Raw genomic sequence first — 24,984 nt, 5'->3', positions numbered from 1 at the left:
TGGTATGGGGCGGCTGATCGCGATCTTGCGTTCTCCTGCGGTGTTGGGGTTCCTGGGCGCCGTGTTCGCGGCGGCGCTGATTGCCTTGCTCGGGCCGCTCGCCGGGCTGGACCTGCCATGGCTGGCGGTCGCCGCCGCCGTGCCGTTCCCGCTCTGGGGCGTCGCGTTGGTCCTGATGCGGCGCCGCGCGGCGGCGGCCGAGCGGCGCATGGTCGAGGGCGTGACCGGCGGCCTCGACGCCCGCGCCGCCGACGAGGAGGTCGCCGGGCTGCGCCAGACCTTCACGCAGTCGCTGGCCCTGCTGAAGGCCGGGCGGAAGGAGCGGGGCTTAGGCGACGGCTATCTCTACGGCACGCCCTGGTACGTCATCATCGGTCCTCCCGGCGCCGGCAAGACCACCGCTCTGGTCAAGAGCGGGCTGAACTTCCCGCTGGCCGGCGGCGAGGGCGCCGCCGCTCCGCTGAAGGGCGTCGGCGGCACCCGGCAATGCGACTGGTGGTTCGCCGACGAAGCAATATTCCTGGATACCGCCGGCCGCTACACCACCCAGGACAGCCACGAGGCGGTGGACCAGACCGGCTGGGGCGCCTTCCTGAAGCTGCTGAAGGATTCGCGGTCGCGCCAGCCGATCAACGGCGTGCTGGTCGCCATCGCCGTTCCCGATCTGGCGAGCGCCGACCCGGCGGAGCGCCTGGCCCACGCCGCCGCCATCCGCCGTCGCCTGCGCGAGCTGTACGAGGAGCTGAAGGTCAAGGCGCCGGTCTACCTGCTGCTGACCAAGTCCGACCTGATCGCCGGCTTCAACGAGTTCTTCCACGACCTGAACCGCGACGAGCGCAAGCAGATCCTGGGCGTGACCCTGCCCGCGACGCCGGTCGAACTGGACGACGGTGGCATGGCCCAGCTCGGCGCCGGGTTGGACGGCATCGCCACCCGCCTGTCCGCCCGCGCGGTGGACCGCATCCAACAGGAGAGCGCGCAGGAGCGCCGGGGCGCCATCTTCGCCTTCCCGTCGCAGATCGCCTCGCTGAAGGAGCCGATCCTCGATTTCGTCGGCGCCGCCTTCAAGGCCAACCGCTACGAGCCGGCCCTGCGGCTGCGCGGCGTCTATTTCACCAGCGGCACCCAGGAGGGGACGCAGATCGACCGGCTGATCGGCGGCCTGTCGGAAAGCTTCGGCATCCCCGCCGCCCCCTTCCGGGGCGGGGCGGGCGCGGCGGCGCAATCGCGCAGCTATTTCCTGGGCAACCTGCTGTCCGGCGTGGTGTTCCGCGAGGCCAATCTCGTCGGCTTCGATCCGGGGGCGGAGCGGCGCCGGCTGTGGATCCCGCGCATCGTCTACAGCCTGCTCGCGCTGGTGACCGTGGGCGCCACGGCGGCCTGGGTGGCGGGCTATCTCGACAACAGCGGCCTGATCGACCGCCAGCAGCGGAGCGTCGACGCCTACCGCCCGAAGGCGGAAAGCCTGACTGCCGGCACGCTGGCCGACGACGATTTGCGGCGCGTGCTGCCGGTGCTGAACGAGCTGCGCACGCTTCCCGCCGGGCACGACACGCTGGCGGCCAAGCAGCGGCTGGCGCTCGATTTCGGTCTCTATCAGGGCGACAAGCTGGAGGAGGCGGGCGATACGCTCTACGTCCGCGCGGTGAACGGGCTGATGGTGCCGCGCCTGCTGGTGCGGGTGCAGCGCGACCTGCGCGATCGGCTCCAGGCCGACGACGCACCGGCCGTCGAGGCGCTGTTGCGGCTCTATCTCGGGCTCGGCGGCGCCGGGCCGGTGGTGGCGGACGAGGTCACGCCGTGGCTGGCCGGCTGGCTGCGCCGGGTGACGCCGCCGCTCTCCATCGACGAGACCCGGCAGGCGCAGGAGCATCTGGCCGCCGGTCTGGCGGCGCCGTCCGGCCTGCCCAAGGCCAACCTCGACGCCGGTCTGATCCGGCAGGCGCGCGAGGTGCTGCTGCGCACGCCGCTTCCGGCGCGGGCCTACGCCGCCATCGTCGCGTCGGCCGCCGCCAAGCAGCTTCCCGAATGGCGCCTGTCCGATCAGGCGGGGCCGGAGGGCGACCGGGTGTTCCGCCGCCTGTCGGGCGCGCGGCTCAGCGACGGCGTTCCCGGCCTCTACACCTACCAGGGCTTCACCACCGTGGTGCTGCCGGCGCTGCCGGGCGCGGCCCGGTCGGTGCGCGACCTGTCCTGGCTGCTCGGTCCGCCACGCGGCGAGGAAACCGGGGCGGAGTTGGAGACGGAGGCGCTGACCCTCTATCTGCGCGACTACGCCACCCGCTGGGACGCGCTGCTCAACGACCTCGCCTTGGTCACGGCGGCCAACCCGCAGCAATTGGGCGAGCAGGTCAACATCCTGTCGGGGCGGACCTCGCCCCTGCAGCGGCTGCTCGCGGCGGTGACCGGCGAGACCACCTTGCAGCGCATGCCCGAGGCTCCGGCCGGGGCGGCGGCCGCCGTGCCCGCCGCTGCCGTGCCCGCCCCGGTGGCGGCGCTGGCCGGCGCGCTGGGCGACACGAAGACCGCGAAGCTGGTCTCGCAGATGGTCGACGACCGCTTCCGCGCGCTGAACGACTTCACGCGCGGCGCCAGCGGCGCCAAGCTGGAGGAGTTGCTGCGCAGCCTCGAATCGGTCCACGCGGTGCTCAGCCGTCTGGCCTTCGGGCAGGGCGCGAACCAAAAGCTGTTCGACGCGGCGGCGAGCGGTGGCGGGGAGGTCTTCCAGCGCCTCGCCACCGACATGGCCTATTACCCGCAGCCGGTGCGCCGCTGGACGAGTGAACTGGTCCAGCAGGGCACCGAGCGCACCCTCAGCGGCGCCCGCGCCCAGATCAGCGCGGAGTGGCAGAGCTCGGTCCTGCCCTGGTGCAAGCGGGCGCTCGACAACCGCTACCCCTTCACGCGCGGGGCGGGATCGGACGTCGGGCTGGACGATTTCGCCCGGCTGTTCGCGCCGGGCGGCCTGATCGACGGCTTCTTCACCAACCGGCTGCGGCCCTTCGTCGACACGACCAAGGAGCCGTGGCGTTGGCAGGCGGGAAGCGGCGACCTGGGAATCCCGGATTCGGTGCTGCCGGTGTTCCAGCACGCGGCGATGATCCGCGACGCCTTTTTCCCCGACGGCGGTAGGGTGCCGTCGCTGCGCTTCGAACTGCGCCCGACCTATCTGGGCGCCGGGGTCGAGCAGGTCGATCTCGACGTGGACGGCCAGCGCCTGACCTTCGCCCGCAACGCCACGCTGGCCCAGGCGGTGCAATGGCCCAAGCCCGGCGGGGCCGGCGATCTGCGGGTGACCTTCACCGGCCTGCCGCCCGAGTTGCCGGAGATGACCCAGCGCACCGGCTCCTGGGCGTGGTTCCGCACGCTCGACGCCAACCGGGGGCGCAAGGGCGGGGTGCCCGACCGCATCCCGGTGTCCTTCGGGGCCGGCGGCAAGTCGGTCGGCTTCGACGTGCGGATGACCAGCGCGGTCAATCCCTTCTCGATCCGGGATCTCAAGGAGTTCCGATGCCCGGATTCGCTGTGACCGGCTGTTTCGGCAAGCTGCCCGCGCGGGGGGATTTCCTGCTGCGCGGGCTTCCGCGCGATTTCGCCGACCCCTGGCACGACTGGTTGGCCAACGGCATCCACCGCAGCCGCGAGGCGTTGGGAAGCGGCTGGATGCCGGCCTATCTGAACGCGCCGATCTGGCGCTTCGTCCTCCAGCCCGGTGTTTGTGGCACGCAGCCGGCGGCGGGCGTGCTGATGGCGAGCGTCGACAAGGCCGGGCGCCATTTCCCGCTGACCATCGTGGCGCTGCTGACCGGCGGCGCGCGGGTGGAGCAGGAGAGCGGCTGGTTCGACGCGGCGGAGGATCTGGCCTTCGCCGCGCTTGCCCTGGATCTGGACGTGGAGGGCTTCGTGCGCGATGTCGCGGCGTTGGTTCCGGCGCTGGCGGTGGACGATTCGAAGGGCGGTCCGGCGGGGGCTGCCGCGCGCTGGTGGACCCTGGGTGGCGAGGGGGTGGCGGCGCAAGGCCTCGTGACCGACAGGCTTCCCGATCCTGCCGCCTTTGGCGGCTTCCTGACCGGCTTCCCGCAATTTTCCGGCGATGGGACGACGCCATGATCCAGTTCATCCAGGACGACCGTCTGCTGTCGCTGGAGACCCCGGCCGGTCCCGACGTGATGCTCATCGAGCGGGTGAGCGGCTTCGAGGCCCTGTCGACGCCCTTCCTCTACCGGGTCGACGCGCTGGGGCCGATCGACCCGCTGACGCCGGAGACCATCGTCGGCAACAGCGTCAACATCGGTTTCCGCCAGTTGGACGGCGAGCGGCATTACGTCAACGGCATCGCCCGCTCGCTGGGGGTCGGCATCCCGGTCGGGCGCGACCACCGCTTCTACACGATCGAGGTGGTGCCCTGGCTGTCGCTGTTGTCCTACACCAGCGATTGCCGCATCTTCCACAGCCTGGGCAACGGCGGGCCGATGGCGGTGCCGAAGATCGTCGAGACGATCTTCCAGGAATTCGGCTTCTCCGCCTTCGAATTCCGTGGCATGACCGGCAGCTACCAGCCACGCGAATACTGCGTGCAGTACAACGAGACCTACCTCGACTTCATCCACCGGCTGCTGGAGGAGGAGGGGATCTATTATTACTTCACGCATGAGCGTGGCCGGCACAAGATGATCCTGTCCGACAGCGCCCCCGGCTACACCAAGCTGACGCCGCCGGGCACGCTGCGCTTCATGCCGAGCGGGCAGTACGCCGACCAGATCGCGCGCTGGGAGCGGGTCTACGCCATCGCCCCAGGCCGCTGGGCGGCGAAGGACTATGATTTCCAGGCCCCCCGCCTAGCGCTCGACGCCAAGGAGGTCTCGGTGTCGAAGGTCCCGGTCTCCACCAAATACGAGATGTTCGAGTACCCCGGCCGCTACGCCACCCGCGACGCCGGCTCCCTGACCGCGCGGCGGCGGATGGAGACGGAAGAGCGCGGGCTGGAGGGCGTGCGCGGATCGGGCGCCTGCCGCACCCTGCACCCCGGCGTGACCTTCGCCCTGACCGACCACCCGACGGCGGCGGAGAACAACCAGCCGGTTGTGGTGGCGGAGTTGGAGTTCGAAGCCTGCAACGACGCCTTCCTGCCGGGAGACACCCGCAAGGCGTCCTTCGTCAACAGTTTCCGCGCCCTCCCAGCCAAGGCGGTGGTCCGGCCGCCGCGCCGCACGCCCAAGCCCTCGGTGCGCGGCATCCAGACCGCTTTCGTCGTCGGCCCGGCCGGCGAGGAGATCCACACCGACAAGTTCGGCCGGGTGATGGTGCAGTTCCATTGGGACCGCCGGGGCCGCTCGGACGAGAAAAGCTCCTGCTGGATCCGGGTGGCGCAGAGCTGGGCCGGGCATCAGTGGGGCATGCAGACCCTGCCGCGCGTCGGCATGGAGGTGCTGGTCGACTTCGTCGACGGCGACCCGGACCGGCCGCTCGTCATCGGTGTGGTCAACAACGCCGATGCCCTGCCGACCTACGCCCTGCCGGAGCACAAGACCCGTTCCGGCATCAAGACGCGCAGCTCGCCCGGCGGCCAGGGCTTCAACGAGATCCGCTTCGAGGACAAGGCCGGCAAGGAACAGATCTTCCTGCACGCCCAGCGCGACTATGACCTGCGCGTGGCCCGCGACAGCCGGACCTCGGTCGCGGCGGGCCGGCATCTCAGCGTCGGCGGGGGCCTGTGGGAGTGGGTCGGCAAGAACCACCACGCCACCGTGGACGGCGACCGGGTCGAGGCCATCGGCGGCGGCGTGTCCCGCAAGGTCGGCGTCGATGTGCACGACCAGATCGGCACGAATCTCGCCATCGACGCCGGGGCCAACATCTGCCTGGAGGCCGGGGCGTCGCTGACGCTGAAGGTGGGCGGCAACTTCATCACGCTGAGCGCCGCCGGCATCGCCATGAATGGCACGATGGTGATGATCAACAGCGGCGGCGCGCCCAACGGGCTGTCCGCCTCGCCATCCTCGCCCGACAAGCCTACCCCGGCCGACAAGGACAAGGGCGGCACGCTGGCCGCTCCGCCCAAGGCCGCGCTGCCGCGCCCGCCGCAGAGCCACAGCCCGGTCGCCGCCGCCCAGGCGCAGGTGATGCGCAACGCGGCGGCGGCCAACACGCCGTTCTGCGAAATCTGCGGCTGAGGGAACACCGCATGGCCAATCTTCCGACGCCGCGCCGCGACATCCCCGGTGCTCTCGCCCATCACCTCTGGCCCGACGGCGGGCGGCGCGCGCTCTACATGCTGGTGGACGCGGCCCGCGATCCGGGCCTCTACCCCGGCCTGCTGGCGCATGAGGACGGGGCCGAGATGCTCTCGCTCTACCAGGGCGACAAGGCGAGTGAACTGGCGGCCGTCGCCCCCTACATCGTCCGGCTGGAGCGGGGCAGCGCCGCCACCGCTTGGCTTCTCGGCGAGGGCTGGGGGCGGGGCTGGGGGGTGCTGGTCCAGGCCGAGGGCGACATCGAGACGGTGCGGCGGCATTTCCGCAAGTTCACCATCGTCAACGGCGAAGGCGGGGAGACCTACCTGTTCCGCTTCTACGACCCGGCGGTGCTGGCGCTGTTCCTGCCGACCTGCGACGCGGCCCAGCGCGCGGCGTTGTTCGGCCCGTCGATCCGGTACATGATGGAGGACGCCGGGGCCGACGCCTTGGTGGCGTTCGAACTGGTCGAGGGCGATCTGCGCCGCGCCGTGATTCCCGTCGCGGCGAAGCCCGCTGCCCTCTGATCCACCATGGTTCCCGCGTCCGACGCGGCCCCGCAGGAGGAGAACCCCATGCCCCCCGCCGCGCGTCTGACCGACATGCACACCTGCCCGATGTCCACCGGGCCGGTTCCCCATGTCGGCGGTCCCATCGTCAGCCCCGGCGTGCCGACCGTGCTGATCGAGTTCCTGCCGGCGGCGGTGGTGACCGACCTGTGCGTGTGCGCCGGGCCGCCCGACGTCATCGTCAAGGGATCGGCGACGGTGGTGGTCGGCGGGCGTCCGGCGGCGCGCATCGGCGACCGCACCGCCCATGGCGGGGTGATCGTGGCCGGCGCCCCGACCGTCGTCATCGGCGATTGAACAGGGCAGGGACCGCGTCATGCTGAGGCTGAGGATCGTTTCCGACCACCGTGCATCGCTGGGCAGCCGCGCCGAGAAGACGCTGCACGCCGGGGATCTCACGGTCGGGCGGGGGCCGGAGAACGGCTGGGTCCTGCCCGACCCGGACCTGCTGCTGTCGCGCCAGCACTGCGTGTTCGAGAAGGCCGGCGAGCGCTACCGCGTGATCGACACCAGCACCAACGGCGTCTTCCTGAACGGGTCCGAACTGCCGCTCGGCCGCAACGCGCCCGCCGTCCTGTCGGGCGGGGACCGCGTCCGCATCGGCCGCTTCATCATCGAGGCGACCATCGAATCGCTGGACGCGCCGTCCTTCACCGAGATCGCCGGGGCGTTCCGTGGTCAGAGCCCCGGCGGGGCGGAGCCCGAGCGGTTCGGCGACGATCCGTTCGCCAGCCCCGGCCGTGGCGCGCCACCGCCGCTGCCGCCGTTCGATTTCAACGACGGCCCGCCGATCCAGCCCTTCGGGGGGGAGCCGTTGCGCGGCGACCGGGGGGCGTTTCCGGCTTGGTCGGCAGACGACGCGTCGCCGCAGGAGCCGCCCTTCGGTGCGCCGCAGGGCGAGGATTGGCGCTTCGGGACCGTGGACGACCACGCGCCGGCGCTGAACCAGTCGCTCCGGGTCACGCCGTCGGAACCGGCGGCGCCGGTGGCCCCGTCGTCGTCCTCCTCGCTCATTCCCGACGATTGGGACGATCTGTCCCCGCCAATCCCCGAGCCCCCGGTTGCCAAGCACCCGGTGGCCGCGCCGGACCTGCCGGCCGTTCCGCCGATGAAGGTTCCCGCCTTGCCAGAGGATTGGGATCTCGACGATCCCCTGGCGGACGAGCGCGCGCCGGAGCCTCCCAGGGCGGCGGCGTTTTCCCCGATGGCGGCTCCGTCCGTTCCGCCGCCCTTGCCTCCGTTGCCGGCACCGGTCGTTGCACCGCCTCCCCTCGCGCCCGCGCCGGCCGTGGTGCCCGTGGTGCCCGTGGAGGCGGGGAGCGGAGCGGGGGTTGCCGCCTTCCTCGCCGGGTTCGGCGCGCCGCTGCCGCCCGGTGGGGTGGCGGATGGGGACGCCTTCCTGCGCGGCATGGGCGAGGCGCTTCGCGTCAGCCTCGGGGCCTTGCACGCCTCGCTTCAGGCCCGCTCGCACTTCAAGGACGAGTTCCATCTGGAGCAGACCAGTTTCCGCCCGGCCGGGGAAAACCCGTTGAAGCGCTGCGCCGATCTGGGCGAGGCGGTCGAAGTCCTGGCCGACCCCGGCCGGCGCGGCTTCCTGCCGATGACCGAGGCGGTGCGGGAGGCGGCGAGCGACGTTCAGATCCATCATCTGGCCTACGCCGCCGCGCTGCAAACCGCGTTGAAGCAGGTCGTCGCCAAGTTCGACCCGCAGGCGCTCAGCCAGCGGTTGGAGACCCGGCTGCTCGACAGCCTCGTTCCGGGCGCCCGCAAGGCCCGCTACTGGGACCAGTACGAGGCGCTGTACAAGGATCTCGTGGCCGAGCTGGCGGAGGATTTCGACCGGGTGGTCGGCGATTCCATCGCCGCCGAATACGACCGCCATGTCCGGTCGGGTGGGAAGGGCGGCGGTGGCGACCCGCCGTGACCCGGTGTGGTACAAAACCGCCGGCCCCGCTCCTGACATCGATCAACAACCGGACACCACCCCATGGCCCAGCCGCCCGTCGACCCTTCCGAGCCCACCGAGCTGCGATCCGGCGGCGATCTGGAGGCGACGCGGTTGACCCAGCCCGGACCGGCCCCCGAACGGACGCTGCCGCCCCCCTCCGTTTCGGGCGTCGCGGGCACGGGCGGCCCCCGTCCGGCTCCCAGTCCCATCGGGCCGGGCACGCTGCTCAGCCACACCTATCTGGTCGAGGGGCTGATCGCGCGCGGCGGCATGGGCGAGGTGCATCGCGCCCGCCATGTCGATCTCAACACATGGCACGCCGTGAAGGTGATCCGGCCGGAACTGGTCCAGGACGCCAAGATGGTCGAGCTGTTGCGGCGCGAGGCCTCCGCGCTGCGCGACATCCGGCACGAGGCGGTCGTCGCCTATGACGGCGTCTTCCGGGACGAGTTCGGCCGGCTGCTGCTGTCGATGGAGTATCTTGACGGGCCGTCGCTGCACGAGGTGCTGAAGGGCGGGCCGCTGGCGCCCGACGATGTGGCGCTGCTGCTCGACCGCGTGGCGTCGGGGCTGGCGGCGGCGCACCAGCGCGGCATCATCCACCGCGACATGTCCACCGACAACGTCATCCTGCCCGGCCGCCGGGTGGCCGACGCGACGATCATCGACTTCGGCATCGCCAAGCAGACCGCGCCGGAGGCCGGGACCGTCATCGGCGACGCCTTCGCGGGGAAATACGGCTACGCCGCGCCGGAGCAACTCGGGCTGTTCGGCGGGGGGACCGGGCCGCAATCGGACATCTACAGCGCCGGTCTGGTGCTGGCCGCCGCCGCGCTCGGCCGACCGCTCGACATGGGGCGGACGCCGCAGGCGATGATCGAGCGGCGGATGGCCGTTCCCGACCTCGGCGCGGTGGCGGAGCCGTTGCGCGGCGTCCTGGAGTCGATGCTCGCCCCCGACCCGAAGGACCGGGTCAAGACCATGGCGGAACTGGTCGGCGCGCTGACCCGTCCCCCCACCATCACCCCTTTCGATGCCACGCCGTTTCCCGCCACTTCCGCCAAGCTGTCTTCAACCCCGCCGCCCACGGCGGTGAAGGCCGGAGGAGTGGAGAAGCCGAGAAAGGCACCGGTCGGCCTCATCGCCGCCGTCGCCACGGCCGTGGTGGCCGCTGGGGTCGGGGGCTTCGTCGTCGTCAACCGCCAGCCCGCGCCGGACACGCCCGTCGCGGTGGTTTCGACGCCTCAGGCCGTTTCGCCGCCCGCTTCCCAACCCACCTCATCGGCCACCGAACCATCCGCCGCACCGTCTGTCGTCGCGGCTGCACCCTCCCAGCCAGCCAAAGCTGAAACGCCGGTACCGCCCCCGGAAACCAAGCCTCAAGCGCAGACGGCGGCACCGGTGACGCCGCTTCCCGTTCCGACGCCGGTCGGCCCGGCCGTTGAGCTGCAAGTCGCTGCGGTGACGCCTCCGCCCGCTCCGCCGGACATGGCGGTCGTCCGTCGGCAGGTCGAAACGATGATCAGCGGCCTGTCCTGCGCCGGGGTGCGGACGGCGGATGCCGGGGGGAACCTCCTGCGTTTGACCGGCTATGTCGGCCGGGAGGAGGATGCGCAAAAGCTCCGGGCGCTGGCCGGCGGGCTACCGGAGCCGGTCCGGCTCGACAGCCGGGTGGCGGTGCGGCCCTGGCCGCTTTGCGAGACCCTTGGTGTCGCGGGTTTGCCCGAGCGTGCGGAGAGTTTGGGAGCGAACGGTGTCGCTCTGGCTCTCAACAACCCCTCGCAACGCTACCGGCAGGGCGAAAAGCTGGTGGTCACGGTCAAGGCCGGAGCGGCGGGCGGGCATTTGACCGTCGATTACATCGACCTCGAAGGCAACGCCATCCACATGGTGCCGATGCCGCTGCGCCGGGATGGGCGCGTGTCGCCCGGCCAGACGGTCACGCTGGGCGTCGCGGCAACGGACAAGGAACGCGACTACACGATCTCGCCCCCCTTCGGCGCGGCGATGATCCTGGCCGTGGTGACCCGCGACCCGCTCTTCTCCGCCGACCGGGCGGAGGTCGAACCGGCGTCCGACTATCTGCCGAAACTGCGCTCGGCTCTGGCGGCGGCGGACAAGGACGGCGGCGTGGCGGTGCAATCGGCGTTCTTCACCACCGTGGCCGATTAGGCATGGCGGGGTCGCGGTCGGGACGGTGGCTTCCGCTGGCTCTGCTGGCGGGAAGCGTGGCGGTCGGCGGGCTTATCGGCGTCGCCTATCACCGGCTGACAGCTCCGTCGCCGGGCGTGCCGTCGGCGGTGGCGGTGGTGACCGTCCCTCCGCCGCAAGAGGTCCTGTCCATCGCGCCAGCGCCCGCTGTGCCGACGCCGGCCACGCCGACGCTGAGCGTGCCGATACCGGTCGCGCCTCGGTTGACCGCCGTGGCCTGTCCCGATGAGGCGGGGATGCCAGGGCCGGCGCCACGCTGTGCTGTGCTTCGGGTGCCTTCGGACCGGCTGCGGCCGAATGGCCCTCCGGTCGACCTGTTCGTTCTGACCCTGCCGGCACTCGCGCCGACGCCGGCCGCCGATCCCGTCGTGGTGTTGAGTGGCGGGCCGGGGCAGGGCGGTAGCGACGACCTCCATGGGGCCGTCGCCATTTTTGGCGCGATGCGGGAGCGGCGCGACGTCATCCTGGTCGACCAACGTGGCACCGGCCGGTCGCGCCCGTCTCTGCACTGCCCGGCGCTGGACCCGCTGCGGTTCTGGTACGGCGGCGTGACGGCGGAGGATGCGACGGGCTGTCTGTCCCCCTTGAGACGCGAGGGGTTCCGCCTGGAGAGTTTTGATACGGGTGAAAGCGCGTCGGATCTGCGGGACTTGCGCGTGGCGTTGGGGGTGGAGCGCTGGAACGTGGTGGCCACGTCCTATGGAGGGATTCTGGCGCAAACCCTGTTGCGGGTGGATGGAGAGGCGGTGCGCAGCCTTGTCCTCAATTCACCGGCCATGCCGGACGCGACGTGGCTCGATTTCGACCGGCTGACGGCGATCCGCGAGACTTACCGGCGCCTCTTTGCCGATTGCGCGGCCCAGCCGGACTGTGCCCATGCTTTTCCCAATCTGGATGGGACGGTGGAGCGCATCGCCGCCGGTCTGGAACGGCAGCCGTTGGAGACCCGTTTGCGCGCGCCCAGTTCCGGGCGGGAAGCGGCGTGGCGCTTCACTTGGCCGATGGTGGCGTCCACCCTGTCGTTCCGGTTGGGCAGCGGCGGCGGCATGGCGGCGCTGCCGGCGCAGTTGGATCGGCTGGACCGGATGGTGACGGGCCGGCAGCCGGCCGACGAAAGGACCCTGGCGGCCCTTCTGATGCCCGATCTGTTCTGGAACGTGTCCGACACGCTGGCCTATGGGTTGAACCTGACCATCGGGTGCCGGGAGAACCGGCCCCGGATCGACGCGGCCGACGCCCGCCGCGCGGCCCAAGGGCTCCGCCCCTATGTGATGGCGGACACGGTCGAGACCGACTACGACGCGGCCTGCCCGGCCCTGTCCTTGGCGCCTGTGGAGAGCGGATTCTACCGGCCGGTGGTATCGGAGGTGCCGACGCTGATTCTGACGGGGGTCTACGACACGCTGACCGTGCCCGCGCGGGCCGAAGCCTTGAAGAACACGCTGCGGCGGGCGGTCGTTCTGCCGTTCCGTGGCGTCGGGCACGACGTGCTGGGCGCCAGCTTGTGCGCAAGGACGCTGGCGGCCCGCCACGTCGACCTCCTTGGGGTGGGGAATGCCGGCGATTGTCCGGAGCGCTTTCTGCCGCCAGTCTTCGTGACGATCCTTCCGACGCTTGCCACCCGGCCGTAACCGGCCGGGGTTCGGCCATCCAGGCTCTGCGTCAGCTTCCCAGGTTGGTGATCTCGACCCGGCGGTTGACGCCGCTGGTACGGTTGACCGGATCGAGAAGCCGCTGGGACCCGTAACCGGCTGTCGTCAGCGTCCTGGAAGGGATTTGGAAAGTGGTCGTCAGGTAATCGCGGACCGAGGCGGCGCGCCGTTTCGACAGAGTGAGGTTGTGCTCCGTCGAGCCGGTGACGTCGGTGTGCCCGGCCAGTTCGAACCGGAAGCCGGCCAGTTCCGGCGCCGTCAAGGCGCGCCCGAGCTGGTCGAGGATTTTGCGGGCCTTCGGGGACAGCGTGGCGGAATTCCGTTCGAACTCGACCTGGAAGTTGACGCTGGGCCGTTGCGCGGCGGCCGGCGAAGGGGTGGACGGCGGCGGGGCGGGCGGCGCTGCCGGGACGGATACCGGGGTTGGCTGGGGCGCCACGTCGCCCGTGCCCAGCGACAGGCCGCGCGTTCGCAATGGAGCGCTTTCAACCGCTGGGGCGGCGGACGCCGGGGCGAGGGACAGCCCCTTGATGAAATCCTCGCTGGTCGTCGCCATGCCCGCTGGATCGGCGGCCATGGTGGCGGCGGCGCACAGCACCGTCGCGCTGGTGAAAAGACCGAGAATGGCGGCTCTGATCACGACCACGGCTGGTTCACCATATCTTCTGTGAAGGCAGAAATATCGTTTGGCGAGTATAGGGATCGGCCGCCTCCGCCGCAACGGCGATGCCGGCCGCCGCTTCCCTGAAGTCCCGGCGCGCAACCGGGAGTTTTCCGGATTTCCTGGGGCTGGAAGCTCGGCTCGCCATACCATAAGGGTATATTATCCGAAAAATAGGATTAAAAATCCAATTTGGATTGACGGCGTGCATGTTTTCCGGCATGGTTTCGCTACCGTGGCAATCGATGTCACCGGGCGCATCGAGCAAGCAGCCGACTTCGATGGGCTGCCTTCCGGCCGCCCGGCGGGGGCCGGAGCATCGCCGCCCCCGGCTTCGCACGGGCCTCATGACAGGGAAGCCACCATGCATCCAAGAACCGCCATTCGGCACGCCTTGGTCGCCCATCTGGGCCAGCCGGTGCCGGGCATCACACCGCCGAGTTATCGCACGGCGGCCAGGGACAGTGTGTTTTCCAAACGCTCCGCTTCTCCTCCGGCGGGTGCCCTGCCGCTCCTGATCGTGTCCACGGACGAGGACAAGCGGGAGGCCGGCGATCCGGCCAGCGGTGGTGGCCCGCTGCGGCGCCAACTGACCGTCATGGTGGAAGGGAGTGCGGCGGGGGAGGGGGCCGGGAACGCGGTCGACGCCCTGTCCCTGGAGGTCGAGGACGCCGTGTTCGCCGACCCCACCCTGGGCGGCCTGCTGGAAAGCCTGCGCTGGGAAAAAACGCTCGTCGAGGGTGTCGACGAAGACACCGGGGTGACGGCACGAATGACCTTCTCTGCCGTCTATCATTCCCACCTTCCGCCTGAAGGCGGCCCGCCATTGCCCACCAGGATCTATGGCTCCTGGGAGCCGGACACCGGCCCGTCGCATCTGCCGGACTACCGGGAGATGTCGGACGGGCGCCCACCGGAGATCGTCTGATGATGCGCGCGCCGGACACGGATCGCCGCCTGTCCAACCTTGTGCATTACGGCACCGTGGAGAACGCGGACTACGCCAAGGCCCGCGTTCGGGTCCGCATCGGTCCAAACGTCACCGCCTGGATACCCTGGTCCACCAGCCGGGCCGGCGGCGACCGGTCGTGGCATCCGCCGGAAATCGGCGAGCAGGTGGTGCTGGTCGCTCCCGGCGGCGACCTCAACCAAGCCTGCGTCATCGGTGCCGTTTATCAGGAACAACATCCGGCGCCCGCCAGCAAGGCCACCGTCTCCCGCATGGAATGGGAGGACGGCGCCTGGATGGAGTACGACCGTGAAACCCACGGCTACAGCCTGAATGTGCCGTCCAGCGGCAAGATTACCCTGCGCTGCGGGGCGTCCACGCTGGAGATCGGCAACGAAGGCATCGTGCTCAAGGCCCCACGCATCGATCTGAATCCATGAGGTATGCCCATGCCGGCCGTCGCCCGCCTGAACGATAAATGCACCGGACACGGCTGCTGGCCGGCCCGGACGAACGTCGAGGCCAGCACCAATGTGTTCGTGAACGGTCGTGGTGCCCACCGGGTCGGTGATGCCTGGGGTGCGCACACCTGCCCGACCATTCCGGAGACGCACGCAGGCTTCCAGTCGGCTGGGGCGTCATCGGTCTATGTGAATGGCCGCCGGCTCGCACGCGTCGGCGATGCGGTGTCCTGCGGGTCGACCGTGTACGAAGGGTCATTGAACGTCAACTGCGGCGACAACGCACCGGTGCCCGTTTCGCTTTCCAGTGGGGAAATGGACGTGTGCAGCGTCGAAATCGTACCGGCGATCATGCATAATAAAGGATGGCACAAAGCAGCAGCGTTGATGGAGCGTTGGTTTGCCGGTCCGCCAAACGAAAAAGCTGTCGATGGTGTGCCCGATACGCAGACGATATCGCTGGACTGGGTGTTGTCTTTTCCTCGCGTTTATATAGAATATCAGAATTTATTGTTTGAAATGTTGACTGGACCGGCATGGTTTACGACAAAAGCAAAGGATATTTTGAGGGATCGATTAAAGGAAAATAACCTTTGGGAAGGGGGTTCATTCAATCCATTCACTCTACCGCTTCCTGAGGCGCACAAACTTTGGCACATCCAAACATATTACTTTAATGATGGAATTTCACCTCTTTTAAATTTGGATGAAATGTCTGCTGCATTGCATAATTTTTCTTTCCATATTTTTCCTGTGGGATACGTGAATGTGTCAGAAAACGGAAGAAGAGACGTAACTGTTACTGGAGCAGGAATATATTTGCGAGACAATTTTGATTTCCATGATGCTCCAAATTCTAAAACTCAGCCGCTCGGGAATTGGTATTTACCAGACCAAGTAAATATTTTTGGAAAAGGATGTGAAATGAGCAACGAGAAATTTCAATATTGGCGCCTGCGTCATGGTCGTGGTCACGATTACATAATATATTCTGATGTTCGCTATATTGTCGATGGTTTGCCGAGAAAAGTTCAATTCAGCGCATAATACATATGTAAAACCTCCGCGTGATATTGAGGTAAAAGTAAAAATGGTATTGAGTTCACCAATTTCCATAACTTGATGCACTGTGATTGCAAGCGTTGGTATTTTGTGCCGCTACCCTGCCGGCCAGCGTGGTCATGAGCATTCAATGCCCCCTATGCGCCAACCTTAACCGGCGCCCTGCATCCTCCATCGTAAAAGGAGCTTCCCATGCGTGGCATGAACGCTGCGAACGGCGCCCTTTTGTCCGGGCTGGACCACCTGCGGCAAAGCGTCCGCGACATTCTCAACACCCGTGTGGGCACGCGCGTGATGCGCCGGGCCTACGGTTCCGAACTCCCCGCCCTGGTGGACCGGCCGATGAACCCGGCCCTCGCCATGGATCTGTACGCCGCCACCGCCAAGGCGCTGCGGCGGTGGGAGACCCGCTTCCGCCTGCGCCGCGTGGCCATCGCCGAGGCCGCGCCCGGCCGCGTGGTCCTGTACCTCGAAGGGCTTTACCTGCCGGACGGCCGGGAAGTCACCCTGGATGGAGTGGTGGTGCAATGACGACCTCCATCGACCTGTCCCGTCTGCCGCCGCCCACCATCCTGGAGTCCCTGTCCTACGAGGCCATCCTTTCCGAGATGAAGGTGGATCTGAAGACCCGCCTTCCGGAATGGACGGCGGATCTGGAAAGCGACCCGGTCAACAAGCTGCTGGAGGTCTGCGCCTACCGGGAGACCATTCTGCGGCAGCGTGCCAACGAGGTGGCGAGGGCCAACCTCCTGGCCTTCGCCGCCGGCGCGGATCTGGACCATCTGGCCGCGTTCTACGGGGTGAGCCGGCTGGACGGGGAAACCGACACGGCCCTGCGCTTCCGTATCCAGAATCGGGTCCAGGGCTGGGCCAACGCGGGCGGGGCGGCCCATTACCGCTATTGGGCCTTGTCCGCCGACCCGAACATCCAGGACGCCGCCGTGTCCAGCCCGTCCGCTGGCCGCGTCCGCATCGCGGTCCTGTCCCGCAGCGGGACCGGCGCGCCGGACGCGGCCCTGCTGGACAGCGTCAAGGCGGTGGTCCTGCGGGACGACGTGCGGGTGCTGACCGACACCGTCGAGGTGGTCGGCGCCACCATCAAGCCGGTGACCGTCGCGGCGCGGCTGTGGCTCTACCCGGAAACTCCAGAGGCGGTGTTCGTCGAAACCGTGGCCGCTTTCTCCACCGCCTTGGCGGAGGCGCGTGGCCTCGGCTGGGACCTCACCCGCTCCTGGATCGTCGCCCGCCTGCACGCGGGCGGGGTGCATCGGGTGGAGGTGGACAGGCCGCTCGCGGACGTGCCTTGCGCCCCGGACGAGTGCGTGGCCCTGGGGACCGTGTCCATCACGCTGGAGGGCCGGAACCGATGACCGTCACGCTTCTGCCGCCCAGCGCCAGCGGTTTCGAGCGGGCCGTGGAAGCGGCCACCGCCGCTGACGACCGGTTTCCCAGCCTGGCGCCGCTGCGCCGGGCCAAGCTGGGGGCGGCCGCCCCCCTGGTGCCCTGGCTTCTGTGGGAATACGGGTTGGGGGAGGTCACGCCCTATCTGGAGGATCCGCAGCGGGCGATCCGGGAGGGCGTGCTGTGGCAGCGCATCCGCGGGACGCCCGCCGGCTTGCGGGTGGCCTTCGGCTGGCGCGGCCTGGACAGCGTCCTGGTGGAGGAGAAGGGGCCGGGCGTCCATTTCGCGGAGTTCATGGTGGATCCGGGGCTGGTGCCCGATCCCCGCGCCGTGCTCGACCTGATCGGGCTGGCGCGGCTCGCCTCTCCGGCCCGGTCCCGGCTGGCCCGCATCTTCCACGGTTACGACATCCGCCGCTTCCGTCTGGACAAGTCCGGGTTGGACGGCGGCGGTCTGCTGTCCGATTGCAGCGGCGTGGCCGGTCCGGACGGTGTCCAACTTTCCTTCGGCCGCCGTAGTCCAGGGGGGGCGCTGCTTGGCGTCGCGGGGGTGGATGCCGCCGTAGCGCCCGTCCACGCCGCCCACACCGCTTATGTCACCGGGTTCCGGCTGGATCGCAGCGCCATGGACGGGGCCAAGCCGCGCCTGTGGCCCCTCCTTCAGCACACCCGTCTCGTCACCGGCGCCACCGTTTCGGGCGTGCCGGAGCCGAGTGGCCTGCGTCCGGCCCGCCGCTTCACCAAGGCGCAGGTCGTCTTGTCCGATGGCCCCCGGTTGGGCAACGTCAACGCCTGCACCCAGCCGTTCCGGCTGGTCCAGGAGGGACCGCGCCTGATCCTGTCCGGCGGCGCCCAACTGTCCGGCCCGCCACGCCGGCTCGTCCGCGTGCCGGTGTTCGAACGGCTTCTCCGCGTCACGGCGCAGGACGCGCCGGCTTACGACGGCCTGGGAGCCGCCGTTGCCTTGCGCCACGCCGGGCATTCCAGCCTTGCGGTCAACGGCGGCGTGTCCGGCGGCATCGACCGGACGGAAACTGGCCGGGCCTCCTCGGCCGCGTACCGAGGGCAGCATTGGTCCGCCACGGCGTGGCCCCGGTCCCGCTGGTCCGGCACCCGCGAAATCATCGGCGCCTCGCACGCCACCACCGCCTGAAACACTTCGGAGCTTCGGCCATGGCCATTCTCACGCGCAGCGGTCGCGCGGCGCTTGCCGCTGCCATCAAGGCGCAACCCCTGCACATCGCGCTGGGCGAGGGCAACCCGGATTGGGACACCACCAAATCCGGCGCCTTCACCTTCACCTCGGACACTCTGGTGTTGCCCCATCACGGGCTGTCCGCCGTCTCGGTCACCTCTCCCGGCTATGTGCCGGGCACGGTGGACGAGGCCGGCAACCCGGTGACGCCGCCCGAAGGCACGCTCTATGCGGCCGGCGTCGATTACACGCTGGACGCCGCCGCCGGCACCCTGATCCGGCTGGCGGGGGGCGCCATCGTCGCCGGCGCCCAGATCCACGCGACCTACCGGGTGGACCGCCCGGCGGAGGATCCCGCCGCCACCGCCCTGCGCGCCGAGGTGGGCCGCCGGCTGGTCGAGGAGGTGGCCTTCGTCACCCCCGATCCCGACGGAGGGATCGTCGTTCCGACCGGGCGCTACGCGGTGTCCACCAATCCGACCCAGCATCTGTTCGTCCGGGTCCGCTTCGATTTCGCGGACGCGGCCACCGCCACGGTGCGCGAGCAGGCCTTGTTCGTCGGCTCCCTGACCGACCCGGCGCTGCCAGCCGGCCAGCGCTACTTCAGCGCGGCGGAGGTGGAGGAGCCCGGCATCCTGCTGCTGCTCCAGCACTCCGTTCCCATCGTCCGCCAGCCCTCCACCCGCGAGACGTTCGAATTCGTCGTGACGTTCTAAGGAACCCGCCATCATGACCCTGGACCGTTACTACAACCTGTTCGACGCGACCAAGCGTCACGAGGAAATCCTGTTCCTGGCCGGCGACGGCCTGCAGGCCCGCGAACTGAACGAGCTGCAATCGATCCTGGGGAACCGCATCGCGGGCCTGGGCGGCGCCATCTACAAGGAAGGCGACCCGGTGAAGGGCGCCGGCATCATGGTCGATCCCGACACCGGCGCCGTGACGCTGGAGTCGGGCGAAGTCTTCCTGCGCGGTGCCATCCGCCCGGTGCCGGCCGGTGCCTTCACCATTCCCGTCGAGGGGCGCGTGGCCGTCGGCGTCCGCTACACCGAAAGCGTCGTCACGGCCTTGGAGGATCCCAGCCTGCGCGACCCGGCGGTCGGCACGGACGGCTATCTGGAGCCCGGCGCCGCGCGGCGCACGTTCGCCCTGGCCTGGGGCTGGGAGGGCGGCGCGTCCGGCGACGGCGGCGGCGGGGCGTTCCACGCCATCTACACCGTGACGAACGGCGTTCTCGACAACCGCGTCACCCCGCCGGCGATGGACGCCGTCGCCAGCGCGCTGGCCCGCTACGACCGTGAGGCCAACGGCGGCTTCTACGTGGTGTCCGGCCTGAGCGCCGCCTATCTGGAGACCAGCAACGGCGAGCACGTCTTCTCCCTGGCCGAGGGGCGCGCCAACATCAACGGTTACAAGGTGGAGCGCGTCCACGGTGCCCGCCTGCGCTATCCGGTGGATCCGGACCTGCAAAGCGTGGAATCGGAGCCGCACGTCTTCACCAACGCCGGCGGCGGGTCGATGCGGATCACCCTGAACCGGGGGCCGCTGTCGGTCGTGCGCGACGTGAAGGTAACCAAGGAGAAGACCGTCACCGTCACCCATGGCGCCTACACCGGCGCGGTGGACACCCTGCCGGACAGCAGCGTGGTCCAGGTCGTGTCGGTGACCCAGGCCGGCACGACCTACGCGCCGGGCACCAGCTACACGGTGTCGGGCGACGAGATCGACTGGAGCCCCGGCGGCACCGAGCCGGCGCCCGGCAGCACCTACACCGTGACCTACCGCTACATCGACAGCGCCGTGTGGAGCGCCGCCGACGACGACGGCTTCACGGTGTCGGGGGTGGTCAACGGCACCACCGTCTACGTGGACTACGCCTGGAAGATGCCGCGCGTCGATCTGCTGGCGATGAACCAGAACGGCGAACTGTCGCGGCTGAAGGGCGTGTCCCGCACCCGCCAGCCCGCCGCACCCCTCCCGCCGTCCGACGCGCTGGCGCTGGCGACCGTCACCCACGACTGGAGGGCCGCCAACCGGCCGGTGGTCGGCAACATCGCCGTCCGCGCCATCCCGGTCTCCGACATCGAGGACATGCGCGGCCAGATCATGGAGCTGTACGGCCTGTGGGCCACCTCCAACCTGCGCACCGACGCCAGCATCCGCGAGGCCGGTGCCAAGAAGGGCGTCTTCGTGGATCCCTTTGTGGACGGCAGCGGCCGGGACGCGGGCGTGGTGCAGTCGGCGGCCATCGTCGGCGAGATGCTGACCCTGCCCATCGGGGTCAACGGCATCTACACCTCGGCGTCGGGCTTCACCACGCTGGACTACGCGCTGGTGCCGATGCTGGAGCAGATCCAGCGCACCGGCTCGATGAAGGTGAACCCCTACCAGGCGTTCGAGCCGGTTCCGGCGAAGATCACCCTGTCGCCGGCGATCGACGAGTGGACCGTCACCAACACGGTCTTCACCGACGACGTCACGGAACGCTTCGTCATCACCGGCCATTTCGTGCCGGGCGTGTCGCGCGTCACCTCCACCCGGTCGGAGCTGTCCGACGCCTTCGTGTCCACCAGCGCCGCGTCGGCGCAGTTCCTGCGCCAGCTGACCGTCCAGTACACGGCGGAGAACTTCGACCCGGCCGAGACGCTGGACTACGTCAAGTTCGACGGCATCGACCTGACGCCGGGCGTCCGCCCGGTCGCCAGCAGCCTCGGCGTGCTGAACGGCTCCTTCGCCATCCCGGCGGGCATCCCCGAGGGTTCCAAGCGGGTGGAGCTGCGCGGGCGGAACGGCAGCTACGGCGTGACCAGCTACGTCGGGCGCGGCGTCATCACCACGGAGACGCGCCGCCGCATCGTCACCATCTTCGAGGACCACACCGATCCGCTGGCCCAGACCTTCGTCCTGCCCGACACCCGCGTGCTGCACGCGGTGGATCTGTGGTTCACGGCGAAGGGCGGGCCGTCCCCGGTCATCGTGCAGATCCGCGAGACGGAGAACGGCGTCCCCACCCGCACCGTGCTGACCGAGGGCCGCGTCGCGGCCTCGGCCATCGTCACGGGCGGCGGGCACACCCGCGTCACCTTCGACCCCTTCGTGGCCCAGGGCGGCCAGGACTACGCGCTGGTGATCCTGACCGACGACGCCGACCACGCGGTGGCGGTTGCGGAGCTCGGAAAGTACGACCCGGTCAACGGCTGGGTGACGCGCCAGCCCTACCAGATCGGCGTCCTGCTGTCCTCCAGCAACGCCGTCACCTGGACCCCGCACCAGGAGAAGGACCTGACCTTCCGCCTGCTGGCGGCCGAGTATTCGAGCACCCCCAAGGAGATCACGCTCGGCACCTACAGCGTCACCGCGGTGTCGGACATGATCGCGCTGGCGGCGGTGGAGCGCCCGGCGGCCAGCACGGACGTGGAGTTCGTGGTGGTCGACGCCTCGGGCCGCATCCACACCCTGACGGAGATGCAGCCGCTGAACCTGTCGGACGCCATCACCGGCAACGTGACCGTCAAGGCCCGGCTGACCGGCGGCGGCAGCGTGTCCCCGGTGCTGTACCCGGCCGCCAAGACGGCGATGGGCAAGCTTGAGGTGACGGCGGACTACGTGTCGCGGCGCTTCCCGGCGGGCACCGGCTTCGCGCTGACCGTGGCGCTGGAATGCATCCTGCCGGGCACGGCCACCGTCGCCGTCTACGCGGAAAGCGCCACCACCGGCAACTGGGTTCCGGTGCCGTTCGCCAGCGGCAGCCCGGTCGGCGATGGCTGGGAGGAGCGCGTGTTCAAGGCCACCGGGCTGACGGGGGTCGGCACCGACAAGACCACCCGCCTGCGGCTGGTGCTGAACGGCTCCCCGGCCAACCGGCCGTACCTGCGCAAGCTGACGGGCATCGCTCTTTGACGGGAGGTTCGGCATGGCCGTTCCACACGACGACCGGACGGGGAGGGGGTACCCGCTTCCCCATCCGGACAATTTCCTGCACGACGACGCCAACCCGGCGGACGGCGATGTGATGCGCCTGCGCGAGACCATCGCGCAGGTGGACGCGGACATTACTGAACTGGACGGCCGAACGGATAGCCTAGAAGATCGGGCGAACAACCTAGAAGATCGGGCCGTCGCTTTGGAAAACGGAAAGGCTGCAAAAGACCTTTCGAACATCGACAACCCCACGTTCAAGGCCAAGGCATCCGCCGCAGGGGTGGGGAGTCCGCTGGTACGTGCACCGGCCATCGCCGCACCGTCCAACAGTGCAACAGCGGTGACGCGAGCCCCCAGCATTACAACGACAGCGTATGGGAGCCTGTACGGCATAGCGCAGGCCGCCCTGCGGGTGCAGATTGCCACCGATGCGGCATTCACCACCTTGGCCGCCGACAGCGGGGAGGCTGCGCCGGCGACAACGTGGGTTGCGCCCCTGCTGAACAGCAGCACCGCCTATTTCGTCCGTGCCTACCACAAGGATGGGGATGGCGTGGTGTCTGAGTGGTCCCCGGTTTCGACCTTCACCACGCGGTACGAAAGCGTGGACGCACCGGCGTTCGCCGGCTCCAGCCCGGCTGAAGGCGCCACCAACCAAAACAACCTGCTGACTTTCCAGACGGCCGCCATGACGGTGACCAACGGCACGGACACGCACGCTGCGACCGATTGGGAGTTGCGCACCGGTCCGGCCGGCAGCGGCACGCTGGTTTGGTCTTCCATCAACGACGCCACCAACAAAACGTCCACCGCCCCGCCTCCTGGCACCTACGCCACGTCCACCAAATATCACCTACGGGTCCGGTACAGGGGCATGAAGTATGGATACGGGCCTTGGTCCGGTGATCGCTCCTTCACCACCACCAACAATTTTGCCAAATCTGTGACGATGAAGATTTGGGGGGCTGGGGGAGGCGGCGGCTATCAACCGGCGGGGGGAGGTGGCGGTTACACCGAATACGCCGACACGTTCGCACCGGGTGTATCGCTGACCATCGTTGTGGGTGGCGGCGGTGGTGGCGGTTCTGGTGGCGGTGGTGGCGGCTACTCAGGCGTATTCAGCGGAGCACCCTCGCAAGTTACGGCTATCGCAATGGCGGGAGGAGGAGGTGGTGGTGGATTCACTGATAGCTCTGCTGGTGGTGCGGGTGGCGGCGACAGTGGCGGAAACGCCTCGGGCGGGTACAACCAGTTCGCAACAGGGGGCACGCAGACCGCTGGTGGCGTGCCTAGTACCTCCCCGGCAGACGCGGGAGCCGCCATGCAAGGTGGTCGTGCGGGGACGGGTATAGGCAGCAACCGGGGGCTTGGAGGCTACGCAGGCGGCGGTAACGGTGCGGGCGGTGGTCAACAAGGGCTCGGAGAAGACATCTACTCCGGCGGCGGCGGCGGTGGTTACTTCGGGGGAGGCGGCGGCCCGGTGGGTAATGGCAACGGGTTTGTCCGTTGCTCTGGTGGCGGCGGAAGCGGGTTCCGGAAGACCCCGGCCAAAGGCGCCACTGCGGTGGGGGCCGGCCAGAATCCGGCAAATCCTTCAGACGCGGAACGCAACGGTGCGGGTACTGGCGGCGCCCCCGGCACGGGCGGTGCCAACGGCCGCGTGGTCCTGATTGTGGAAGGGCAGGTGTACCGTTTCGGTTACACCGGCGGACTGCAATCGCTTACCATTCCATAACGGAGGCATCGCTTGTTCAAAATAGATTTGGCCGGCCTCACCGTGCTGGGATGGTTCGCGTCGCTTCCCCCGGATGTGGCCGAGCTGCCTCTCTCCCGTTTGGCGGATTTGGGGGACGGTACCGGGTTTTGGCCGATGGACCGGCAGGTGGTGGGATTCGACCCCCGTACCCACCGGCTGGCCGAACCGGTGCCTCAACCTGACGCGTTGCGCCGGGTGGTGGTGGTCCGCCCCACCCCCGTGCCGCTGCCCGCTGAGGAAGTAGCGGCGGAAGAGGTTGCCGAACTAAAACGGCGACAGGCAGAAGCCATCGCAGTGGTGAACCAAGACGCGGGCAAAGCCCGCGCACGGTTCATTACTGTGGCTATCGGACAGGAAGGGACATACATCGAAAAGGACCGTGAAGCGCGGGCCTTCCAGGCGGACCCGGCCCCCGATCCCGCCAGCTATCCTTATCTGTCGGCCGAGGCCGAGCATACGGGCCAAACGATTACGACGATTGCCGCACTAATTGTCGGCACCGCTGCGGCCTGGACACCCGTCAACGCCCAGATCGAAGGGCTGCGGCAGGGCGCCTTGAAAACTATCCGGGACGCAAGCACTCCTGCGGCCGTGGCCACTGTCTTCCCGATCGACTGGCCGGCCCCCTGATGGGCATGGACCGCTTCATCCAGAATATGCTGGTGGCGGTGGATAAACTATTGGAAACCCGCTGGCCGGCGGGGCACCCGACGAAACAATGTCCAACCGCTTGGACAAGGCTCGGCGACTATGGCTCCACCGTGGCGTGAATGACCGCGCCCCTGCGGTGGGCCGTGGCCGCGGTGTTCCGCATGCTGTTCGGTCCGCCGGACCACTCCACCGTATCCATCGAACCGGACGAAGGTGCCCGCGACCTGCTGCACCGATACGTCAACCTGATCCCCACCCCTTTCCCGGCCCGCCCCTGTGCGGGCCGCCTTCGTTTCAACCTCGACTAGGAACCC

General features: G+C 69.0%; 20 protein-coding genes. 19 read left to right on the top strand and 1 reads right to left on the bottom strand.

Translation table 11 applies throughout. The annotated features are described in order from the left end of the window. Positions 1 to 4 precede the first annotated feature (4 nt). The 8 genes from tssM (at position 5) to EJ913_RS03460 (ending at position 12,592) form a co-directional block, all read left to right on the top strand. Complete coding sequence (gene tssM, locus EJ913_RS03495) at positions 5 to 3,529, top strand: type VI secretion system membrane subunit TssM (RefSeq protein WP_126994845.1); 3,525 nt, start codon at positions 5 to 7, stop codon at positions 3,527 to 3,529. Beyond that, positions 3,511 to 4,110: a type VI secretion system-associated protein TagF gene (gene tagF, locus EJ913_RS03490; protein ID WP_126994843.1), complete on the top strand. Its 600-nt coding sequence runs from the start codon at positions 3,511 to 3,513 to the stop codon at positions 4,108 to 4,110. Before tssM ends, tagF begins: the two co-directional genes overlap by 19 nt. Next, positions 4,107 to 6,173 (top strand): type VI secretion system Vgr family protein, encoded by a 2,067-nt coding sequence (locus EJ913_RS03485; RefSeq protein ID WP_238520196.1) that lies wholly within the window; start codon positions 4,107 to 4,109, stop codon positions 6,171 to 6,173. Before tagF ends, EJ913_RS03485 begins: the two co-directional genes overlap by 4 nt. Positions 6,174 to 6,184: 11 nt before the next feature. After that, positions 6,185 to 6,760, top strand: a complete 576-nt coding sequence (locus EJ913_RS03480; RefSeq protein ID WP_126994841.1) for a DUF4123 domain-containing protein — start codon at positions 6,185 to 6,187, stop codon at positions 6,758 to 6,760. Positions 6,761 to 6,808: 48 nt separating this feature from the next. Next, on the top strand, positions 6,809 to 7,099 hold the full coding sequence (locus EJ913_RS03475) for a PAAR domain-containing protein (RefSeq protein ID WP_126994839.1): 291 nt from the start codon (positions 6,809 to 6,811) through the stop codon (positions 7,097 to 7,099). A 19-nt stretch (positions 7,100 to 7,118) separates the two neighbouring features. Then, on the top strand, positions 7,119 to 8,726 hold the full coding sequence (gene tagH / locus EJ913_RS03470; protein ID WP_126994837.1) for a type VI secretion system-associated FHA domain protein TagH: 1,608 nt from the start codon (positions 7,119 to 7,121) through the stop codon (positions 8,724 to 8,726). Positions 8,727 to 8,789: 63 nt separating this feature from the next. Next, positions 8,790 to 10,922: a serine/threonine-protein kinase gene (locus tag EJ913_RS03465; RefSeq protein WP_126994835.1), complete on the top strand. Its 2,133-nt coding sequence runs from the start codon at positions 8,790 to 8,792 to the stop codon at positions 10,920 to 10,922. A gap of 2 nt (positions 10,923 to 10,924) precedes the next feature. Continuing rightward, positions 10,925 to 12,592: an alpha/beta fold hydrolase gene (locus EJ913_RS03460; RefSeq protein WP_126994833.1), complete on the top strand. Its 1,668-nt coding sequence runs from the start codon at positions 10,925 to 10,927 to the stop codon at positions 12,590 to 12,592. 31 nt (positions 12,593 to 12,623) lie between these two features. Here the strand turns inward: EJ913_RS03460 and EJ913_RS03455 are convergent, their stop codons facing one another. Continuing rightward, a complete protein-coding gene (locus EJ913_RS03455; RefSeq protein WP_238520192.1) occupies positions 12,624 to 13,259 on the bottom strand; it encodes an OmpA family protein in 636 nt (211 codons plus the stop codon). Positions 13,260 to 13,638: 379 nt separating this feature from the next. Between EJ913_RS03455 and EJ913_RS03450 the strand changes: the two genes are divergently transcribed. The 11 genes from EJ913_RS03450 to EJ913_RS03395 all read left to right on the top strand — a co-directional run bounded on the left by EJ913_RS03450 (position 13,639) and on the right by EJ913_RS03395 (position 24,978). Continuing rightward, entirely contained in the window at positions 13,639 to 14,202 is a 564-nt protein-coding gene (locus EJ913_RS03450; protein ID WP_126994831.1) for a hypothetical protein, read from the top strand. Continuing rightward, complete coding sequence (locus tag EJ913_RS03445; RefSeq protein WP_126994829.1) at positions 14,202 to 14,663, top strand: phage baseplate assembly protein V; 462 nt, start codon at positions 14,202 to 14,204, stop codon at positions 14,661 to 14,663. The genes EJ913_RS03450 and EJ913_RS03445 overlap by 1 nt, the downstream gene beginning before the upstream one ends. A 9-nt stretch (positions 14,664 to 14,672) precedes the next feature. Next, entirely contained in the window at positions 14,673 to 15,731 is a 1,059-nt protein-coding gene (locus tag EJ913_RS03440; protein WP_126994827.1) for a DUF6402 family protein, read from the top strand. Between the two features lie 207 nt (positions 15,732 to 15,938). Further along, entirely contained in the window at positions 15,939 to 16,277 is a 339-nt protein-coding gene (locus EJ913_RS03435) for a GPW/gp25 family protein (RefSeq protein ID WP_126994825.1), read from the top strand. Further along, the gene (locus EJ913_RS03430) at positions 16,274 to 17,116 is read left to right on the top strand and encodes a baseplate assembly protein (RefSeq protein WP_126994823.1); all 843 of its coding nucleotides are present in this window, start codon (positions 16,274 to 16,276) and stop codon (positions 17,114 to 17,116) included. Before EJ913_RS03435 ends, EJ913_RS03430 begins: the two co-directional genes overlap by 4 nt. After that, positions 17,113 to 18,300 (top strand): phage tail protein, encoded by a 1,188-nt coding sequence (locus EJ913_RS03425; protein ID WP_126994821.1) that lies wholly within the window; start codon positions 17,113 to 17,115, stop codon positions 18,298 to 18,300. The genes EJ913_RS03430 and EJ913_RS03425 overlap by 4 nt, the downstream gene beginning before the upstream one ends. A 20-nt stretch (positions 18,301 to 18,320) precedes the next feature. Then, positions 18,321 to 19,058 (top strand): BW3TFN family phage tail fiber component, encoded by a 738-nt coding sequence (locus tag EJ913_RS03420; protein WP_126994819.1) that lies wholly within the window; start codon positions 18,321 to 18,323, stop codon positions 19,056 to 19,058. A 13-nt stretch (positions 19,059 to 19,071) separates the two neighbouring features. Continuing rightward, positions 19,072 to 22,242 carry a DUF4815 domain-containing protein gene (locus EJ913_RS03415; RefSeq protein WP_126994817.1) on the top strand — a complete coding sequence of 1,057 codons (3,171 nt, stop codon included), beginning with the start codon at positions 19,072 to 19,074 and terminating at the stop codon, positions 22,240 to 22,242. A gap of 13 nt (positions 22,243 to 22,255) precedes the next feature. Continuing rightward, entirely contained in the window at positions 22,256 to 23,998 is a 1,743-nt protein-coding gene (locus EJ913_RS31515) for a hypothetical protein (RefSeq protein WP_185909674.1), read from the top strand. Positions 23,999 to 24,010: 12 nt separating this feature from the next. Further along, complete coding sequence (locus EJ913_RS03400) at positions 24,011 to 24,649, top strand: hypothetical protein (protein ID WP_126994811.1); 639 nt, start codon at positions 24,011 to 24,013, stop codon at positions 24,647 to 24,649. 140 nt (positions 24,650 to 24,789) lie between these two features. Next, positions 24,790 to 24,978 carry a hypothetical protein gene (locus tag EJ913_RS03395; protein ID WP_126994809.1) on the top strand — a complete coding sequence of 63 codons (189 nt, stop codon included), beginning with the start codon at positions 24,790 to 24,792 and terminating at the stop codon, positions 24,976 to 24,978. Positions 24,979 to 24,984: the final 6 nt, after the last annotated feature.

The organism is Azospirillum doebereinerae (assembly GCF_003989665.1).
GTDB classification, from domain to species: Bacteria; Pseudomonadota; Alphaproteobacteria; order Azospirillales; family Azospirillaceae; genus Azospirillum; species Azospirillum doebereinerae.
This window is presented reverse-complemented; position numbering and strand designations above follow the sequence as displayed.

Coding starts and splice junctions, on each gene's coding strand:
- tssM (WP_126994845.1), top strand. CDS start 5: ATGGGGCGGCTGATCGCGATCTTGCGTTCTCCTGCGGTGTTGGGGTTC.
- tagF (WP_126994843.1), top strand. CDS start 3,511: ATGCCCGGATTCGCTGTGACCGGCTGTTTCGGCAAGCTGCCCGCGCGG.
- EJ913_RS03485 (WP_238520196.1), top strand. CDS start 4,107: ATGATCCAGTTCATCCAGGACGACCGTCTGCTGTCGCTGGAGACCCCG.
- EJ913_RS03480 (WP_126994841.1), top strand. CDS start 6,185: ATGGCCAATCTTCCGACGCCGCGCCGCGACATCCCCGGTGCTCTCGCC.
- EJ913_RS03475 (WP_126994839.1), top strand. CDS start 6,809: ATGCCCCCCGCCGCGCGTCTGACCGACATGCACACCTGCCCGATGTCC.
- tagH (WP_126994837.1), top strand. CDS start 7,119: ATGCTGAGGCTGAGGATCGTTTCCGACCACCGTGCATCGCTGGGCAGC.
- EJ913_RS03465 (WP_126994835.1), top strand. CDS start 8,790: ATGGCCCAGCCGCCCGTCGACCCTTCCGAGCCCACCGAGCTGCGATCC.
- EJ913_RS03460 (WP_126994833.1), top strand. CDS start 10,925: ATGGCGGGGTCGCGGTCGGGACGGTGGCTTCCGCTGGCTCTGCTGGCG.
- EJ913_RS03450 (WP_126994831.1), top strand. CDS start 13,639: ATGCATCCAAGAACCGCCATTCGGCACGCCTTGGTCGCCCATCTGGGC.
- EJ913_RS03445 (WP_126994829.1), top strand. CDS start 14,202: ATGATGCGCGCGCCGGACACGGATCGCCGCCTGTCCAACCTTGTGCAT.
- EJ913_RS03440 (WP_126994827.1), top strand. CDS start 14,673: ATGCCGGCCGTCGCCCGCCTGAACGATAAATGCACCGGACACGGCTGC.
- EJ913_RS03435 (WP_126994825.1), top strand. CDS start 15,939: ATGCGTGGCATGAACGCTGCGAACGGCGCCCTTTTGTCCGGGCTGGAC.
- EJ913_RS03430 (WP_126994823.1), top strand. CDS start 16,274: ATGACGACCTCCATCGACCTGTCCCGTCTGCCGCCGCCCACCATCCTG.
- EJ913_RS03425 (WP_126994821.1), top strand. CDS start 17,113: ATGACCGTCACGCTTCTGCCGCCCAGCGCCAGCGGTTTCGAGCGGGCC.
- EJ913_RS03420 (WP_126994819.1), top strand. CDS start 18,321: ATGGCCATTCTCACGCGCAGCGGTCGCGCGGCGCTTGCCGCTGCCATC.
- EJ913_RS03415 (WP_126994817.1), top strand. CDS start 19,072: ATGACCCTGGACCGTTACTACAACCTGTTCGACGCGACCAAGCGTCAC.
- EJ913_RS31515 (WP_185909674.1), top strand. CDS start 22,256: ATGGCCGTTCCACACGACGACCGGACGGGGAGGGGGTACCCGCTTCCC.
- EJ913_RS03395 (WP_126994809.1), top strand. CDS start 24,790: ATGACCGCGCCCCTGCGGTGGGCCGTGGCCGCGGTGTTCCGCATGCTG.